Origin of the sequence: Xenophilus azovorans DSM 13620, from assembly GCF_000745855.1 — a bacterium.
Lineage (GTDB): Bacteria > Pseudomonadota > Gammaproteobacteria > Burkholderiales > Burkholderiaceae_C > Xenophilus > Xenophilus azovorans.
Genome location: NZ_JQKD01000006.1, coordinates 50,982 through 68,111 on the forward strand (window position 1 = coordinate 50,982; position 17,130 = coordinate 68,111).

The following is a 17,130-nucleotide window of genomic DNA, read 5'->3' on the forward strand; positions in this document are numbered from 1 at the left end:
GGGCGCGGCGGCAGGCTCACGAGGCCAGCAGTCCGTCCACGTGGCTGCGCATGGCCTCGGGCGCCAGCTCGGCCGGCGGCATGGCCGGCCCGACGTTCAGGCCCACGCGGCTGAGCAGGCCGCGGCGGAAGGGCCGCACCATCGCCACGTTCTCGCCGTTTCGCACCTCGATGCGGCTGAAGAAGGAACCCCACAGGTTGGTCAGTGCCATCGGAATCACCGGCGCTTCGATGCCTTCGGCGCGCGCGAGTTCGAGGATCTTCATCACGCCGCCCTTGAAAGGCTGCAACTGCCCGTCGCGAGTGATGCCGCCCTCGGGGAAGATGCCCAGCAGGTCGCCCTCGCGCAGCACCGCCACGGCCTCGGCGAAGGCGCGTTCGTAGGCGGCGGCATCCTCCTTCTGTGGCGCGATGGGGATGGCCTTGGCCAGCCGGAACAGCCAGCCCAGCACCGGCACCTTGAAGATGCGGTGGTCCATGATGAATCGCACCGGCCGCGGGCTGGCCGCCATCAGCAGCACCGCATCGACGAAGCTGACGTGGTTGCACACCAGCACTGCGGGCCCTTCGGCGGGGATGTGCTCGTCGCCGCGCACCTTGAAGCGGTAGACGCAGCGCGAGGCCACCCAGGCGACAAAGCGCAACAGGTACTCGGGCACCAGCATGAAGATGTAGAAGGCCACCACCGCGTTGGCGATGCCGGTGAAGAGGAAGATCTGCGGGATGGTGAAGCCCGCCGCCAGCAGCGCGCCGGCGATGACGGCGCTGCCGATCATGAACAGCGCGTTGAGGATGTTGTTGGCGGCGATGACGCGCGCCCGGTGAGTGGGCTGGCTGCGCAGCTGGATCAGCGCATACATCGGCACGCTGTACAGGCCCGCGCACAGGCTCAGCAGCGCCAGGTCGGCCATCACGCGCCAGTGCGAGGCGTGGCCGACGAAGGCGGCGGCGCCCATCTCGGCCGCCGGCGGCAGCCCGCGCGAGGCGAAGTACAGGTCGATGGCGAACACGCTCATGCCGATGGCGCCCAGCGGCACCAGGCCGATCTCGACCTGCCGGTGCGACAGCGTCTCGCACAGCAGGGAGCCGATGCCGATGCCCACCGAGAACACCACCAGCAGCAGCGAGGCCACCTGCTCGTTGCCGTGCAGCACCTCCTTGGCGAAGGCCGGGAAGTTGCTCAGGAACACCGCGCCGAAGAACCACATCCACGAGATGCCCAGCAGCGAGCGGAACACCACCACGTTGCCGTGCGCGAGCTTCAGGTTGCGCCAGGTCTCGCTCACCGGGTTCCAGTTGATGCGCAGGCCCGGGTCGGTGGCCGCCGTGCGCGGGATCGCCTGCGCCGCCACACGGCCCGCCAGCGCCAGCAGCACGCAGCCGGCCGCCACCGTCGTGTGGCCGATGCCGGGCAGCGCCACCAGCAGGCCGCCGGCCACCTGACCGAGCAGGATGGCGACGAAGGTCCCCATCTCCACCATGCCGTTGCCGCCGGTGAGCTCGCGCGCGTCGAGCACCTGCGGCAGGTACGCGTACTTGACCGGCCCGAACAGCGTGGAGTGCAGCCCCATGAGGAACACGCAGGCCAGCAGCACCGGCACGTGGGCCGTCACGAAGCCCCAGGCCGCGAGCAGCATGATCGCGATCTCGAGGTTCTTGACCAGGCGGATGATGACCGTCTTGTCGTACTTGTCGGTGAGCTGACCGGCGGTGGCCGAGAACAGCAGGAAGGGCAGGATGAACAGCGCGCCGATCACCAGCCCGGCCATGGCCGGCTTCATCCAGGCGACCTGGAGCTGGTAGGTCACCATCACGGTGAAGGCGAACTTGAACAGGTTGTCGTTCGCGGCGCCGGCGAACTGCGTCCAGAAGAACGGGGCGAAGCGGCGCTGCCCCAGCAGCGCGAACTGGTTGGCCTGCGCGTTGGCGCCGGGCTGGGTGGGGTTGGAAGCGCTCGTGCTCATCGGCTGGATCCCTCGCTCTCGGCCTTGTCGTTCTTGCGTCACGCCGTGGCGGCGGCCGGCGCCGGATTGTGCCGCAGCCCCCCGCGCCCGGCGGCCCGCACCATGGCCAGCACCGGCAGGGCCGCCAGCGCCGCCACGAGATGCTTGAGCGTATGGCCCGACACCAGGTGAGCCGTGGCCTCGTAGATCGCGTGGTCGCCCACCTCCAGCAGCTTGGCCACGGCGTAGCAGGCGATCACCGCGCCCAGGTTCAGCCCCAGGGCGCCGCGCACGCGGGGCACGAGGGCCATCGCCAGCACCAGCGCCATGCCGCCGAACTGCACCAGCGCCCAGGGCAGCACGTTGCCCGTCTCAGCCGCGACGGCCGCCGCCAGCAGGCCGCCGGTCAGTGTGCACCAGGCCGTGGCCCAGCCGGCACGGGGCGACACGCGCTCGCACGCCGCCAGCCCGACCAGCCCGGCGAAGGCCACCGCCATGCCGGCGCGGTCCGCCGCCAGGCGATGGGCGTCGGGCTGCAGGTGGAAGAAGGCGGAGCCGGCAGCCGTCACCAGCAGGCCGGCAAAGAACAGCCAGGCGCAGTCCAGCGCGTTCGCGGCGCGCTCGTCGGCGCCCGGCTCCGGGTGCGCCCAGCGGTCGACGCGGTGCAGCCGCCACAGCCCCGCCAGCCCGAGCAGCGCGAAAGGCAGGTTGCTCAGCACGTCCAGCGCATTGGGCAGGCCGTGCCAGCCGCGGCCGTCGGCGAAGCCGGCTGCCAGCGCCGCCGGCATCGGCAGGGCCGGTGCGGCAACAGCCAGCACCCAGAGGAGAAGGAGGAAACCGGCCAGCAGGCGTTCGCGGCGGCTCAGGGACGGGAGGACGGGGAAAGTCATGGGCGGCGGTCCGTGAAAAAGTTCCGGTGCACTGTAGGCAAAGCCGCCGGGGAAAGAATCGAAAATCGATACGGATGAAGAATGATGCATCATAGGTATCGGATTTCTATACTTCAACCATGAGCACCACCATCGACCTGGTCCAGGCCATCAAGAACGAACTCAAGCACGCCCGCATGACCTACGCGGACCTGGCGGTCGCGCTGGGCATGGCCGAGTCCAGCGTCAAGCGCATGCTGGCCAAGGGCGACATGCCGCTGTCGCGGGTGGACGCGATCTGCCGCGCGCTGCGGCTGGACTTCGCCGACCTGGCGCGGCGGGTGGCCGACGCGCAGCCGCTGCTCAAGGAGCTGACGCAGGACCAGGAGAAGGCGGTGGTCAGGGACAAGAAGCTGCTGCTGGTCGCCATCAGCGTGCTGAGCCAGTGGACGCTGGAGCAGATCGTGGCCGCCTACCGCATCAGCGAGGCGGAATGCATCGGCTACCTGGCGCAGCTGGACCGCATCGGCATCATCGAACTGCGGCCGCTGAACCGCTACCGGCTCAAGCTGGCCAAGACCTTCCGCTGGCGACCGCACGGCCCAGTGATGCAGTTCTTCCGCGACCACGTGGTGCTGGACTACTACCGCGGCGGCTTCGACGGCCCCGCCGAGGGGCTGCTGCTGGTGCACGGCAGCATCAGCCGCGCGCTGGCGCCGGCCTTCCTGGAGCGGCTGCAGCGCGTGGCGCAGGACTTCGCGCAGCAGCACCAGACCGACCAGAAACTCTCGCCCGACGACCGCGAGGGCTTCACCCTGCTGCTGGGCATGCGCAACTGGGAGTTCGAGCAGTTCACGCAGCTCCGGCGCGGCGAACTGCCCACGGCCAAGCGTGGCGCCACGGTGCGGCACGTCGTGAAGTGAACGCAGCGGCTGGCGGCACAGGCCGGTGCGCGGGTGCTCGCTGATGCCGGCTACCGGGGTGGGTCGTCGGTCTTCCCACTGAGCCAAGGCAGCTGTGAGGCGATGGCGCCTCGCTATCAACACCCTTTTGTGTAATACTAGGTGTGATAAAAATCCGGGGAGGCGGGATGAGGGTTTTCAAGAACGCCTGGTTCGGGCGATTTGCCCGCAAGCAGTGCATATCGGACGAGGCGCTTCTTGATGCCGTTGGCCGCATCGAACGGGGCCTGATCGATGCCGACCTGGGTGGCGGCGTCATCAAACAGCGGGTGGCCCGGCCGGGGCATGGCAAGTCCGGCGGGTTCCGCACCATCGTCCTGTACCGGGCGGCGGAGCGCGCGTTCTTCGTCTACGGGTTCGCCAAGAGCGGCCGCGACAACATCGACGACGACGAAGAAGCCGCATTCAGGAAGGCTGCAGCCTTCGTACTTGGTCTGTCGGATGCGGATCTGTCCGAACTGATCGGTAGGAAGCAATTTTCAGAGGTACATGGTCATGGCGAAGAAATACCGAAGTGAGGCGTACGCGGCCATCCACGAAACGATGGAGGCTCTGCATGACATCGGCGCCATCGACAAGCAGACCATGCGCGAGTTCGACCAAAGCTGCCTGACACCCACGCAGCCCATGTCGCCGGAACGCATTCGTGCGCTGCGCGAGCGCGAACATCTGTCACAGCCCGTCTTTGCGCTCTACCTGAACGTGAGCAAGAACCTTGTTTCCGATTGGGAACGGGGCGTCAAGAAGCCGGGTGGCCCGGCCTTGCGCCTGCTGACGGTAGTGGAAAAGAACGGCATTCAGTCCATCGCCTGACGCCGGATGAGGCTCAGACGCCAACTTCGGGCACCGCCCGCCGCCCCGGCACCGCCAGCGTGAACACGCTGCCCTCCCCCGGCGTGCTGGCGCACTGCACATGGCCGCCATGGCGCTCGGCCACGGTCTTCACCAGGCTCAGCCCCAGCCCGTGGCCGGTCGTGGCGCCGGTGTCGCCGACACGGCCGTAGCGCTCGAACAGGCGCGGCAGGTCGGCCGGTGCGATGCCCACGCCCTGGTCGCGCACGGTGAACACGGCGTCCTCGCCCTGCTGCCAGGCCAGGGCCAGATCCACGCCGGTGTGCGGCGGGCTGTACTTGATGGCGTTCTCGACCAGGTTGAACAGCGCGCGGCCGAGCATGCGCGGGTCGACGTTCATCCAGCAGCTCTCGGCGACACCGGCATCCTCTTCGCGCGGCAGTTGCAGCGCCAGCGCGATGTCCTTGGCCTTCGCCAGCGGCCAGGCCCGGTCGTGCACATCGATGGCCAGCTGCGCGAGATCCACCTCCTGCCAGTCGTAGGCGTCGCCTTCGGCGCGGAGCTGCATCACGAAGTCGTCGGCGAGGTCCAGCGTGGCGCGCACCTGCTGCTCGATGCGGCCGTGCAGCTCGGCCGCCTGGGCGCTCGGCGCTTGCCCCGCGCCATGGAGCAGCGCCAGGATGGCCGACTGCGGCGCGCGCAGGTCGTGCGACAGCAGTTGCAGCGCCTCGTTGCGCTGGCGCTGTACCTGCTGCTCCGCGGCCAGGCCGCGGTCCAGCGCGTCCACCACGTGCTGCCAGCCGCCCGGCCCCGCGGCTTCGGCAGCGGCGCCGGGGCGCAGCGTCTCCGCGCGCCGGTACAGGTCGGCCAGCAGGGCCGCGAGCCGCCGCCAGCTCCACAGCAGGTAGCCCAGCAGCGCCGCGATCCACCACGAGGCCACCGGCAGCCACCAGCGCAGCAGCCCCTGCATGCTGGCCGACACGCCCAGCGCCAGCAGCGCGAAGGCGAACAGCCCCCCCACCCCGCCGCGCGGCCCCAGCCGCCAGAGGCAAGCCATCCACGCGATCAGCGCCAGCACCGCAGCAAGCATCTGCATTCCAGCGCCGACCGGACGCAGCATGCGGCCGGTCAGCAGGCCGTCCACCGCGGCGGCATTGATCTCCACGCCCGGCGTGAGCGCCGAGGCGCCCGACAGCGGCGTCGGGTAGCGGTCGCCCACGCCGGTGGCCGTCAGGCCCACCAGCACGACCTTGTCGCGCAGCGCAGCGGCCGGCACCTCGCCGCGCAGCACGCTGACGTAGGGCACCGTGCGGTAGGCGCCAGGCCCGCCGACGAAGGGCACCAGCAGGCGCGATTCGCGAAGCCAGCCCGTGCCGTCGGGCGGCGCATCGGGGCCGCGCGGGGGTGTGCCGGCACCGGCCGCCTGCGCCAGCCGCAGCGACAGCGCACCCCACCGCCGGCCCGCCGTGCCTTCGTACAGGTACAGGCTGCGCGCCACGCTGTCGCTGTCCAGCTCGACGTGGATGTGCCCCAGCCCGCTCGCCGCGCGCTCGAAGGCCGGCAGCGGCAGCAGGGGCTGCGGCGCGCGCCCCCGCGCCAGTGGCTCGCCGAGCGTCAGCGGCAGGAAGACGGGGGCCGCCTCGCGCAGCGCCGCCAGCGCGCCCGCCAGCGCATCGTCGGCGGCGGGGCGCTCGGCCGGCTCGGTGAAGAGCAGGTCCAGCGCGACCGCGCGCGGCTGCGCGGTGGCCAGGATGCGCAGCAGCTGCGCATGGTGCTCGCGCGGCCAGGGCCAGCGCCCGAGGGCCGAGAGGCTCGCCTCGTCCACCGCCACGATCAGGATGTCCGGGTGCGGCTGCGCGCCGTCCAGCCGCAGCGCCGCGTCGTACACGGCCAGGTCGACCCGCTCCATCGCGCCGCTGCGCAGCAGGAGCAAGGCGCAGGCGAGCACCGCTGCCAGGCACAGCAGCCACTCGCGCCGCAGGCGGCTGGGGGTCGACGGCGCGGCGTTCATATGGATTCGCGTTCGATCGACACACACCGTTCGGGCTGAGCTTGTCGAAGCCGGGCACGGCGCTTCGACCCTTCGACAGGCTCAGGACGGGCCAAGCTCGGCGTGAGCGGTGGATGTTGTCGAATCAGCGCACACCCTCCACCAGCAGCGGCCGGGCCGGGCCGACCAGCTCGCTGCGCTGGCCCTGGTCCACCACCTCGGCGCGCACGCGCCACCAGTACTGGCCGGGCGGCAACGCCTGCACGCGGGCTTCCTCGCCCTGCAGCCCGCCGACCTGCACGGCCAGGCGATGGAACTGCTCGTCGTCCGCCACCTCCAGCGTGTAGGTGGCGCCGGGCACCGCGCTCCACGAGAAGGCCAGTTCGCCCCGGTCCGCCAGCCAGCGCGCCGTGCCGTCCAGCGACGCCTGGGCGCGCGAGAAGCCGGCCATCGACAGCAGCCCTTCCACCCCTTCGGGCGTGACCGCCGCCACGCGGGCGAAGTAGCTGCCCGGCGCGATGCCGTCGAACAGGGCCAGCTCGCGCCCGCCGCCGGCGGGCAGGCGCTGCTCGGCCGCCAGGTCGATGAACTCCGCGTCGCGCGCCAGTTGCACGTGGTAGCTGCCGGCGCCGGCCACGCCGTTCCAGGCCAGCAGCACGCCCGGCTGGTTCTGCGGTCGGCCGGGCTCCACCCAATCCGGGGCGGGCAGCAGATCCTGTACCTGCCCGGCCAGCGGGCTGTCGCCGGCCAGCAGGCCCTTGGCCTCGGGCACCCGCACGGGCGCGCGCGCCGGCGCCTGCACCGCCACCGCGCTCTCCAGCACGCTGACCGCGGCATTGGCCGGATCGGGCAGGCTCACTCGGAAGTGCGTGCCGCGCACGCCGATCGTCGCCATCCGGGTGCGCACCCGCCATGCATCGGCCGCCGGGGCGTGGCCGCGCGGCGGCACCCGCGACTCGAGGTCGCCGGACTCCAGCTCCACCAGCACCGACGGGCGGCCCGATGCATCGAAGTAGCGCACCAGCCGCGCCTGCGACCGGGAAGGCAGCGTGGTCCTCGAACCGTCGGGCAGGCGCAGGGTGACGAAGCTGTCGGCACCGGTGCGCAACCGGCTGCCTTCGGGCAGGCGCGAGCCCGCCGCCAGCAGCGCGCCCGCCGGAGGGCCGCCCGCCACCGCCAGGCCGTCCACCATCCGCACGTCGCCGGTGGCCGCCAGCACCACCGCCTGCCGCTCGCTGTCGTCGAAATGCAGCACCCGGCCGATCTGCAGCAGCCGCGGCTCGCCCACGCGGTTGCGCTGCTGCACGCCGGGCCACAGCAGTGGCCGGCCCAGGTGCTGGCGCGTGATGTCCCACAGCGTCTCGCCCGGGCGCACGATGTGCGTGCGGCCCGGCGGCGGTGACGGCTGCTGCGCCGAGGCCGGACCGGCCAGCCCTTCGAACAGGGCCAGCGCACAGAGGCCGATGCGGCTCGAACGGCGCCGGGTCATGGCGCGCCGGGCGCCACCCGGTCCAGCCGGTAGCCGAAGCCGTAGATCGATTGAAGCTGGAAACCGTTGGCGGCCGTCAGGCCCAGACGGACGCGCACCCGAGACACGTGCGTGTCCACCGTGCGGCTGGGCGCGTCGCCGCCCCACACCGTCTGCGTGATGTGCTCGCGCGACACCGAACGCCCCAGGTGCCGGAACAAGAGCCGCGCGACCTCGAACTCCTTGCCGGCCAGCCGGATCGCCACCTCGCCGTGGCTGACCTGCCGCTGTGCCGCATCGAAGCACCAGCCCTCGATCACTTCCTGGTAGGGCGCCCTTTGCGCCGAGACCGGCCCGCGCATCAGCACTTTCAGGCGCGCCAGCAGCTCGAAGGGGCGCCACGGCTTGATGACATAGTCGCTCGCGCCGCCGCTGAGGGCCTGCACGATCTCGAACTCGCCGCTGCGCGCCGTCAGCATCAGCACCGGAATGCTCAAGCCCAGGTCGTCGCGTACCTTGCGCAGCACCTCGTAGCCCGTCGCGTCGGGCAGGTTCCAGTCGAGGATCAGCACGTCGAAGCTGTCACGCCGCAGCATGTTCAGGAAGGTTTCGGCCCGCGTCTGGTGCCGCACTTCCACGCCGTTGGCGCCGAGCAGTTCCTTCAGCGCCTGCGCCTCCTCCGGCGAATCCTCCAGCAGGGCCACGCGCCTGAGCGTCTCGTCGGAATGCCCTGCACGAAAGCTGACCGGCAGGTTGTTCAACGTCGCCATGCCTGTGTCTCCTGGCGCTCCTCCACGCCGTCGCTGCGGCTCGAGCCGCGTACGGGAAAAGTGTACGCCCGCATGCGGCTCACAGGGCCAAAGGCCGACTGTCTTCGTTAGGTGGAAGCTGCGGCGGCATCGTGTCCATCGGCATGTCGTCGTCCGCCGCGGCAGGCGGCACGAACACCTCGATGCGGCACAGATGCAGCATCCGCAGGCGCTCGCGCAGTTCGTCCTCGGTGAAGGGAGCGAGCAGGAAGTCGGCATGCGGGCTGGACATGACGCACGTCGCGAGCTCCACATGCAGCGGCGACATCAGCAGCATGAGCGGCATGCCCGGTCCGGCATGGGCCTTCACGTGCTCCAGTTCCGCCCGCGCGACGATCAGGCTGCCCTCGAAGGACAGCACCAGCATGGAGAAGCGCCGGCCGGCCGCCAGGGCCGCGCCCAGGTCGGCGGCGCGTTCGAAGACCGTCGCCGGCAGGCCCAGTTCAGCCAGCAGGCGCCGCGTGCGTGCCTGGCTGTAGCGCACCGGGTCCAGCACGGCGACGAAATGGGACGGCTGTCCGTTCATGCGCTCCCCCTGTCATGCCCGCGCCCTGCTCTGCTCTTGTGCTCTCGACCCGTACGGCGACTGCCGGCGGCTTCTAGCGCTCGCCGCGCACCTCCAGCTCGACCCGGCGGTTCGGTTGCAGGCAGGCGATCAGTGCCGCGCGCGGCAGGCTGTCCGCGCACTGCGCTACCGGTTGTGCCTCGCCCACGCCGTGGGCGCGCAGCGCGCCCTGCGGCAGCCCGCGCGCCGCCAGGTAGTCGCGCACCGTCGCGGCGCGCGCCATCGACAGGCGCTGGTTGTAGGCCTCGCTGCCCAGCCGGTCGGTGTGGCCGACGATGGTGATGCTGTCCAGCCGCTTGTAGGCACCCTTGAGCTTCGCGGCCAGCTCGTCGAGCTGGCGGCGCCCCTCGGGCAGGATGTCGCCCGGCCCCGACTTGTCGAAGGCGAACAGCGCATCGGCGCCGAGCTGGAAGCGCTCCGGCGTCGCCGCCGGGACGCGCACCACCTCTGCGACCTTGGGCTTGAGATAGTCCGCACAGGCCGGCTCGCGCCAGTAGAACTGGTCGGACACCCCCTCCTTGAACACCACTTTGTACTGGCAGGTCACGAACTCGTCGCCCTTGCCCGTGCGGAAGTTGAACAGGTAGTCCCATTCGGTGGGCCCGAACAGCCCTTCGCCGAAATGCGGGTGGCTGATCAGCCCGCGCACCTGGTTCTTCGTCATGCCGCGGCCGATGCGGCGCAACTGCTCCACGTCGACGAAGGCGCCGCCCTTGAGCCAGGCGCTGCCCGGCTCGGGGAAGCGCACCTCCACCTTCTCTGCCGGAGCGCCATGCGCCACGTTGGTGGCCTCCACCTTGGACCCTGTGCTGCCGCAGGCAGCGAGCACGGCAGCCGCGGCCACCGCCGACGCCACACGCGCCGCACGGACGAACTTCATTTGCTTGCTTTTCATGATGTTGTGATCTCCGACCCGCATCAGTCGAACGAGAAACCGAATCCCACGCGCGCGATCGGCTTGCTGCCGCCCGAGCCCCAGCCCACGCCGGCGTGCAACGTGGTCTGGCCGTTGTCGGAACGCTTGAGCAGGTTGAAGCCGATGCCCACCTGCCCGTTGTAGGCAGCCACGGCCCCCGTGAGGTGGTAGCGGCCCGGCTCCACCGGCGTGACCACCGCCATCGCCGCCGAGGCCGCGATGCCGCCCGACAGCTCCTTGCCCATCTTCGTCACCCGGTTGTCCAGGCCGTTGATCTGGTTCTGCAGGTTGCCGGTGGCCGCGTTGAGCTGGTTGACGTTCACCGCATCCGTGCCCGCCACGCCGGGTGCCACGTTGTGGATCGACGTCGGGCCGCTGCCGCCCGGGTTGAGCGTGACGCTGTTGTAGTTGGTGGTGCCGTCCACATGCGTGTCGTACTGGACGCCGCCGGCCTGGACCTGCTGCAGCTGGCTCAGGTTCACCGCGTCGGTCGGGTTGACGCCCACCGCCACGTTGGTGATGGTGTTGCCGCCCATGTTGAGCGTGTTGCCCGCCTGCATGGTGATGCCGGTCTGGTTGATCGTCGGGCCGCCGTTGTTGATGGTCACGCTGTCGGCCGTCAGGTCCGGCGAGGTGCCGATCGTCAGGTTGGTGCCGCTTTGCGTGACGACCATGTTGGTACCGGCATTCACCTGCACCGTGCCGCCCGGCCCCACGTTGGTGGCGGGGCCGCCGTTCACGCCCAGGTTCCAGCCGGCATTGGCCACGCTGGACACCGCCTCCAGCTGGCTCACGTTCACCGCGTCCGTCTGGTTGACGCCGGCCGCGACGTTCGTGATCACGTTGCCGCCGTTGTTCAGGCCGGTGTTGGTGAGGCTCACCGTGCCGTTGGGACCGCCGGCGATGCTCACGCCGTCGGTGTTCATCGTGGTGTTGCCGGTGGTCACGCTGTCGAACGACACGTTCGGATTCGTGGCGATGGTCAGCGTGCTGCCGTTCTGCGTCAGCGAGATGTTGTCGCCCGCCACGTAGGTGGCCGTCCCGCTCGGCGCCACGTTGGCCACGGAGGTGCCGCTGACCGTGCCGGTGCCGGTCTGCCCGGTGGTCATGTTCCAGCCGGCGCTGGCCGTGCTGCTGACCTGCTGCAGCGCGTCCTGCACCGTGTTGTAGGTGTTGCCCCCCACCGTCAGCACCGTGTTCAGCACGTTCGTGGCCGGGTTGTACGTCGTACCGCCGCCGATGGAATTGGCAATGGTCGTGCCGAGGCCATACAACTGGCTGCCGTTCACCGCATCGGTGCTGGTGCTGCCGATGGTGCCCGGCGCGACGTTGGTGATCACCAGATTGCCGGCGTCGATGCCCGCGGTGGTCATGCTGGGTCCGCCGGCGATGGTCACCCCGTCGGTGTTCATCACCGTATCGCCGGTGGTCACGCTGTCGAAGCTGACGTCCTTCTTGGTCGCCACGGTCACGTCGCTGCCGTTGCGGGTGATCTCGATGTTGTCGCCATCGAGAAACTGCACCGTGTCGCCCGGTGCGACGTTGCTCGCGGCGTCGCCGTTGGCCTGGAGGTTCCAGCCCGCGCCTGCGACCTTGGTGACGGCCTCGATCGCCTGGTTGGTGGCGTACAACTGGCTTCCGTTGATCGCATCGGTGCTGGTCTGGCTGATGCGGCCGGCGGCCACGTTGGTGATCTGGCGCTCCGAATCCGCGGCGCCGACGCTCACCACGCTGGTCGGGTTGATGCCCTGGAAGTTGTAGGTCGTGCCATTGATGGTGACGCTCGCGGTGGGGTTGGCCGCGGCGGTCGTGCTGCCGGAGCCCAACGCCACGTCGTCGACGTTGTTCGCCGCGGCGCCCGCCCCGACGGCCACCGTGTTGCTGGCGCCCAGCACGGCGCCATGGCCGATCCCGACCACGCTGTCCGCCGCGGCGGCAACGCTCAGGTTGTTACCGAGGAGCTGCGAGTTGACGACCCCTGCACCGACGTTCTGGGTGTTGTTGCCGATGAGCTGGCTGTTGGTCAGGCCGGTCAGCACGCTGGTGTTGCCCAGCGCGTTCATGCCGGTGATGACGCTGCCCGTAGCATTGGCCACGTTGAGGTTGGCACCCGTGATCGCGCTGACGTTCGAGTTGCTGACCTTGTTCAGCGCCCCGCTGACCATGACCCCCTGGCCGCCGGTCAGCTCGTTGTTGGAGCCGAAGACCATGGAACTGGTGGCGCCGGTCACGTTGTTGAAGCCGCCGATGACGCCCGCCTGCGTGGAGTCCGTCGTGTTGTTGGTCTGGCCCAGCGTCCAGGAATTCGTGCTGTTGTCGATGACGGAGGCGTCGCCGATCACGATCGACTTCTCGCTGCCGCCGCCGAGCACCTTGGCTTCCGGGCCGATGGCGATGGACCTGACCGACTCCGTCGCCGCCTCGTAGCCGACGGCGATCGACCTGCCCTTGTCACCCGCCGGATTGGGCGACGTGGGCAGGCGCTGGCCGTTCGCCGAGGCGCCCGCCCCGATCGCGACGTCTTCGTCGAGCTGCGCGGACGCACGGGTGCCCGCAGCCAGCGAATTCGTGCCCGCCGCGCCGTCGTTGTCGTAGTTGCCCTGCGTCGTGGTGCCGTCGTTGACGCTGTAGTAGTGGGTCTGGTTGCTGCTGAGCTGGCTCACGTTGACGGCATCGGTCGGATTGGTCCCCGCCGCGACGTTCGTGATGACCAGGCCGCCGGCATTGATGCCCGTGGTGGTCATGCTCGGCCCGCCGGCAATGGTCACGCCGGAGGCGTTCATCACCGTGCCGCCGGTCGTCACGGTGGTGAAGGTGGGCGTCATGCTGGTGCCGATGGTCACGCCCGTGCCGCTCTGGGTCAGCGCCATGTTGTTGCCGGCCGTGAACGTGGCGGTGCCGCCGGGCGCCACGTTGGCGACGCTGGTGCCCGATGCCGTGCCCGTGCCGGTCGCGGCCGTGGTCACGTTCCAGCCCTGGCCGACGTAGCCCAGCGCGTCCTGCACCGTGTTGTAGGTGGTGCCTCCCACCGTCAGCCCGGTGGTGAGCGTGTTGGTGTTCCCGTCGTAGGTGGTGGTGCCGCCGATCGAATTGGCGATGGTGGTGCCCAGGCCGTGGAGTTGGCTGCCGTTGACGGCGTCTTCGCTGGTGCTGCTGATGGTGCCCGGCGCGACGTTGGTGATCTTCATGTCGGCCGCGTCGATGCCGGTGGCCGTCATACTCGGGCCGCCCGTCACGAAGACGCCGCTGGTCGCCGTCACGCTGGTGAAGGTAGGCGTCATGCTCGTGGCGATGGTCAGGTCCTTGCCGGCCTGCGTGATCGCGATGTTGTTGCCCGCCACGAACTTGGCCGTGTCGGACGGCCCCACGTTGGCGACGCTGGTGCCCGTCGCCACGCCGGTGCCGGTGGCGCCGGTCGTCACGTTCCAGCCGGCGTTCGCGGTCTCGTCCACCCGGGTGAGCTGGCTCACGTTCACCGCGTCCGTCGGCGCGGAGCCGGCGGCCACGTTGGTGATGCGCCGCTCGCTGCCGGCCGCGCCCACGGACACCTCGCCCACCGGCGCCAGGCCCGCCACCTTCGTGCTCGGCGCGCCGGTCGCCGGATCGACGGGAATAAACGCCCCGGCGGAGAGCGTGCTGCCGTTGGCGATGCTGTTCGCGCCGAGCGCGACGTTGGTGTCGGTGCCGGTGCTGCTGACCTGGGCGTTGCGGCCGATGGCAACCGCGTCGGCGCTGATGCCCTTGGAGGCATAGCCGATGGCGATGCTCCGGTCGCCCGTGGCATAGGCCGCGGTGTTGGGGGCGGTGTCGCCGTTGTCGATCAGGTCCTGGAGCGTGCCGCCGCCGATGGCGATCGCGTTATTGCCATTGGCGTTGGTGCCCACGCCGATCGCGACCGTCGCGTGGCCGTCGCTGACGGACAGGGAGCCCAGCGCCACGGCGCCGTAGTCCTCATCCTTCTGCGCGCTCGTGGCGCCAGGCGGCAGGACCGACCCTGCGCGCGCCCTGTAGCCACCGGCATAGCCCGAAGTGGTGTAAACGTGCGCCAAGTTGCCCACCGCCGTGGCGCTGCTTGCCCAGGCCTTGGCGGCGTCGCCAAGGGCCACGCCAGCCGTGCCGTTGACGTAGGCCCAGGAACCCAGTGCCGTTCCCGAACCAAAGCCCTCAACCTTTGAATTGATGCCAATCGCAGTGGAGTTGACTGTGAGCGCTTCCGCACCGTTGCCGATGGCAGTGGTACCACCGGCAGTTGCGTGAGCAATGGCGCCAATGGCAATGGCTGGCGCTCCGGTGCCTCCAAAGTTGGCCAGGGCGCCGTCGCCGACGGCAATGTCGCCCGCACCCGTGGCCGTGGCGCCCGCGCCACCCGTGAAACCCGTGCCAATGGCAGTTTGCGCCACGGCCGCCTGCGCCCCGCCAAGCGCGACCAGCACGGCCACTGCCACGCTGCGCAGCGACCGGCCGCCGCTTCTCTTGCCGCCTGCTGGGCTGATTTCAGACGCGGCCACCCACGCCCCGAGCGATTCGTTCCAAATGGAACGATGGATTCTGTTCATGAAGTTCTCTCCTGAGTCGCCGCCCTCGCGGCCCATTGATTGCGCATACCTGCTTGAGGCAGCGCCGATCTTCCCCAGGAGGCCCTTTTTCTTACCCCTCACGACACACTGTTTGACACATTTAGGCGCGCAATGTCACAAAAGCAAAAACCTTCCCGCCTTGCACGCAACCGCAATGCGCCTCAAGAGCAGGCATCTGCCGGCAACGCGAGGAAATGCCCTTGAGTGCCGATGCACCGCGGGTGGTCGAGTTGACTTAGACCGCCGGCTACCCGCCGTCGCCCATGCGGACCTCGATCCGCACCGCCGCGGCCGGGGGCTGGATCTGTTCGCGCATCCATTGCTGCGCGAATTCACGGATCGTCTTCTCGGCTGCCGGCGCCTGCATCTGCAGGTAGTCGACACGCTCGGCGCGGCGGGCGAGTTCGGGTCCCAGGTGCTTGAGCAGCAGCGCCTGGTTGGCGGCGGAACCCGGCGCCAGCAGGCCGCCTGTCTCGCTGCGGAACTGCGCCTTCTCAAGGTCGATGGCCGGCGGCAGCAGCGGTTGCGGCGCGGGCACGCTCAACACGTAGCCGTCGCCCGACGGCCGCAGGGTCCAGTTGTCCGCCAGCGGGATGCGGTACGTGTAGTGCACCGGGACCTTGATGGTCCCCACCCGCTGCCCCAGCAGCCAGCCGCAATCGCGCCACAGGCAGGTGCGCGACGAGCGCCAGCCGAACTCCTCCACCTTCACCAGCGTGGACACATCCAGATGGCCGCCGGGCGTTCGCAGCACCACCACCCGCGCCGGGTCGAGCACGTGGACTGCGACGTCGCCACGGCCGAAGGGCGGGCGATGGAACGCGAGCCAGGCAAGCGCGGCGACCAGGGCCGCCAGCACGGCCACCAGCGTCCAGGCCAGCGGTGCGCGGCGGCCCCGGGGAGCGCCTTCTTTCGGGCCGGCCATCACGCGAGGCGGTCGGCGCTGCCCGCTCAATCGGTGGTGAACACCGTCAGCACCCCGGTATAGCCGTACAGGTGGTGCCGCGCGATCTCTCCGCCGGCGAAGAAGCCAGTCAGCGGCACGTCGCCCAGCGCGTGGCGCACGATCTGCAGCTCGGCGTTGGGCGCGCCGAAGTGAGGGCCGCCGCGGCCGATGCAGCTCACGTACACGGCGCCGGCGATGCGGCGCGCGGGGTGCGGCGCGGCCTCGGCGTCGGTGGCGGCGACGGCGCGCGCGACGGCCAGGCTCTGCTCCTGCGGCTCCAGTTCCTCGCGGATCTCGGCGCAGATGCGCATCAGGTCGGCGCGGGCCGCCTGGGCGCTGCGCCGCACGAAGGCCAGGCGCATGCCGGACTCGACCTGGTCGGCGATGGCGACGCCGCGGCGGTTGGGGTCGAGCCCGATGATGTGGCGCACCCGCACGTCGGCGCCCAGGTGGCGCGTGCGGCGGCCGCCGTCGGCGCCGGGCGAGGCCAGGCCGGCGAGCGTGGCGCGCACGGTCTCGATGGCCTGCTCGGGGTCGTCCTCCAGCGAGACGTTCAGGTCGGCCAGCAGCACGTCCAGCGCCGGCGCACCGTCGAGCGTGAGCACGAGGTTGCCGTCGGCGCCGGTGATCTCGCGCTCGGCCGCGACCGGCTGGCAGCCCTGGGTGACGCGCGAGACCAGCCGCACGCCGGCGCCGAAGGCCACGCCCGACAGGCCGCCGCGGAACACGCCGCGCGCTGCGCCCTGCCCGCGCAGGTTGCCGTTGCCGCCGACGGCGAACTGCAGCGCCCCGGTGCGCCCGGACGACAGGCCGCCGAAGAGGTAGCCGGTGTCGGTGCGGCCCGCGATCTCCGCGATGAGGTCGGGCAGGTCGGGCGTCTCGCCGTCGGCGTGCACCAGGGCGGTGTGCGGCCGGAAGCGCGCGTTCGGCCCCGCACCGGCGGTCAGCGGCGCGACGCCAGAGAACACGCGGTACTGGTCGCCGGGCAGCGCCGCCAGCAGCACGCTCAGGGCGGGCTCGTCGATGTACTCGGCGTTGTTGGCGACGATGCCGGCGCCCACGGTGCCGGCCCAGTCGGTGATTTCGGGCAGTTCGGCGGCGAGGTGGTCGAGGATCTCCTGCGCCTCGGCGGCATAGTGGTCGGTGATGTAGAGCAGGCCCAGGGTGGGCGCGGACTCGTGGTCCGGCAGGGCCATCTGTGCGCGCAGTTGGGCGAGCACGAGGCCGGCGGCCATGCGCCATTGCGGATGGGTGGCGTGGCCGGAGGGGAACAGCTTCATGGGCGGCAGCGGCC

The 17,130-nt window shown here is 70.5% G+C and carries 13 protein-coding genes and 1 pseudogene; 3 read left to right on the plus strand and 11 right to left on the minus strand.

All coding sequences use genetic code 11. The annotated features are described in order from the left end of the window. Nucleotides 1–16 precede the first annotated feature (16 nt). Together Q392_RS04580 and Q392_RS04585 are read right to left on the minus strand one after the other, a co-directional pair. On the minus strand, nucleotides 17–1,963 hold the full coding sequence (locus tag Q392_RS04580) for an MFS transporter (protein ID WP_038202029.1): 1,947 nt from the start codon (nucleotides 1,961–1,963) through the stop codon (nucleotides 17–19). 38 nt (nucleotides 1,964–2,001) lie between these two features. Next, nucleotides 2,002–2,832 (minus strand): hypothetical protein, encoded by an 831-nt coding sequence (locus Q392_RS04585; RefSeq protein WP_038202030.1) that lies wholly within the window; start codon nucleotides 2,830–2,832, stop codon nucleotides 2,002–2,004. A gap of 119 nt (nucleotides 2,833–2,951) precedes the next feature. Here Q392_RS04585 and Q392_RS04590 point away from each other — a divergent pair, with 119 nt between their 5' ends. From Q392_RS04590 to Q392_RS04600, 3 genes are all read left to right on the plus strand, one after another. Continuing rightward, nucleotides 2,952–3,734, plus strand: coding sequence for a helix-turn-helix domain-containing protein (locus Q392_RS04590; RefSeq protein WP_051952897.1), 783 nt, complete (start codon nucleotides 2,952–2,954; stop codon nucleotides 3,732–3,734). A gap of 167 nt (nucleotides 3,735–3,901) precedes the next feature. After that, a complete protein-coding gene (locus tag Q392_RS04595; protein WP_038202039.1) occupies nucleotides 3,902–4,291 on the plus strand; it encodes a type II toxin-antitoxin system RelE/ParE family toxin in 390 nt (129 codons plus the stop codon). Then, on the plus strand, nucleotides 4,269–4,586 hold the full coding sequence (locus Q392_RS04600; protein ID WP_038202041.1) for a helix-turn-helix domain-containing protein: 318 nt from the start codon (nucleotides 4,269–4,271) through the stop codon (nucleotides 4,584–4,586). The genes Q392_RS04595 and Q392_RS04600 overlap by 23 nt, the downstream gene beginning before the upstream one ends. A gap of 13 nt (nucleotides 4,587–4,599) precedes the next feature. Here Q392_RS04600 and Q392_RS04605 read toward each other — a convergent pair whose 3' ends face one another. The 9 genes and pseudogenes from Q392_RS04605 to Q392_RS04640 form a co-directional block, all read right to left on the minus strand. Next, on the minus strand, nucleotides 4,600–6,576 hold the full coding sequence (locus Q392_RS04605; protein ID WP_038202045.1) for a CHASE2 domain-containing protein: 1,977 nt from the start codon (nucleotides 6,574–6,576) through the stop codon (nucleotides 4,600–4,602). Nucleotides 6,577–6,700: 124 nt separating this feature from the next. Then, nucleotides 6,701–8,044 (minus strand): FecR family protein, encoded by a 1,344-nt coding sequence (locus Q392_RS04610; RefSeq protein ID WP_038202048.1) that lies wholly within the window; start codon nucleotides 8,042–8,044, stop codon nucleotides 6,701–6,703. Continuing rightward, on the minus strand, nucleotides 8,041–8,793 hold the full coding sequence (locus tag Q392_RS04615; RefSeq protein ID WP_169748279.1) for a response regulator transcription factor: 753 nt from the start codon (nucleotides 8,791–8,793) through the stop codon (nucleotides 8,041–8,043). Before Q392_RS04615 ends, Q392_RS04610 begins: the two co-directional genes overlap by 4 nt. A 79-nt stretch (nucleotides 8,794–8,872) precedes the next feature. Beyond that, the gene (locus Q392_RS33355; protein ID WP_038202051.1) at nucleotides 8,873–9,358 is read right to left on the minus strand and encodes a hypothetical protein; all 486 of its coding nucleotides are present in this window, start codon (nucleotides 9,356–9,358) and stop codon (nucleotides 8,873–8,875) included. Nucleotides 9,359–9,431: 73 nt separating this feature from the next. Further along, a complete protein-coding gene (locus tag Q392_RS04625) occupies nucleotides 9,432–10,292 on the minus strand; it encodes an OmpA family protein (protein ID WP_169748280.1) in 861 nt (286 codons plus the stop codon). 23 nt (nucleotides 10,293–10,315) lie between these two features. Further along, nucleotides 10,316–14,419 carry a beta strand repeat-containing protein gene (locus Q392_RS04630; protein ID WP_038202057.1) on the minus strand — a complete coding sequence of 1,368 codons (4,104 nt, stop codon included), beginning with the start codon at nucleotides 14,417–14,419 and terminating at the stop codon, nucleotides 10,316–10,318. A gap of 315 nt (nucleotides 14,420–14,734) precedes the next feature. Further along, nucleotides 14,735–14,905 (minus strand): annotated as a pseudogene (locus Q392_RS34160) (ESPR domain-containing protein); the annotation flags it as partial. Nucleotides 14,906–15,137: 232 nt separating this feature from the next. Continuing rightward, the gene (locus Q392_RS04635; protein ID WP_038202060.1) at nucleotides 15,138–15,815 is read right to left on the minus strand and encodes a hypothetical protein; all 678 of its coding nucleotides are present in this window, start codon (nucleotides 15,813–15,815) and stop codon (nucleotides 15,138–15,140) included. A 26-nt stretch (nucleotides 15,816–15,841) separates the two neighbouring features. Beyond that, nucleotides 15,842–17,116, minus strand: coding sequence for an FIST signal transduction protein (locus Q392_RS04640; protein WP_038202063.1), 1,275 nt, complete (start codon nucleotides 17,114–17,116; stop codon nucleotides 15,842–15,844). Nucleotides 17,117–17,130 lie beyond the last annotated feature (14 nt).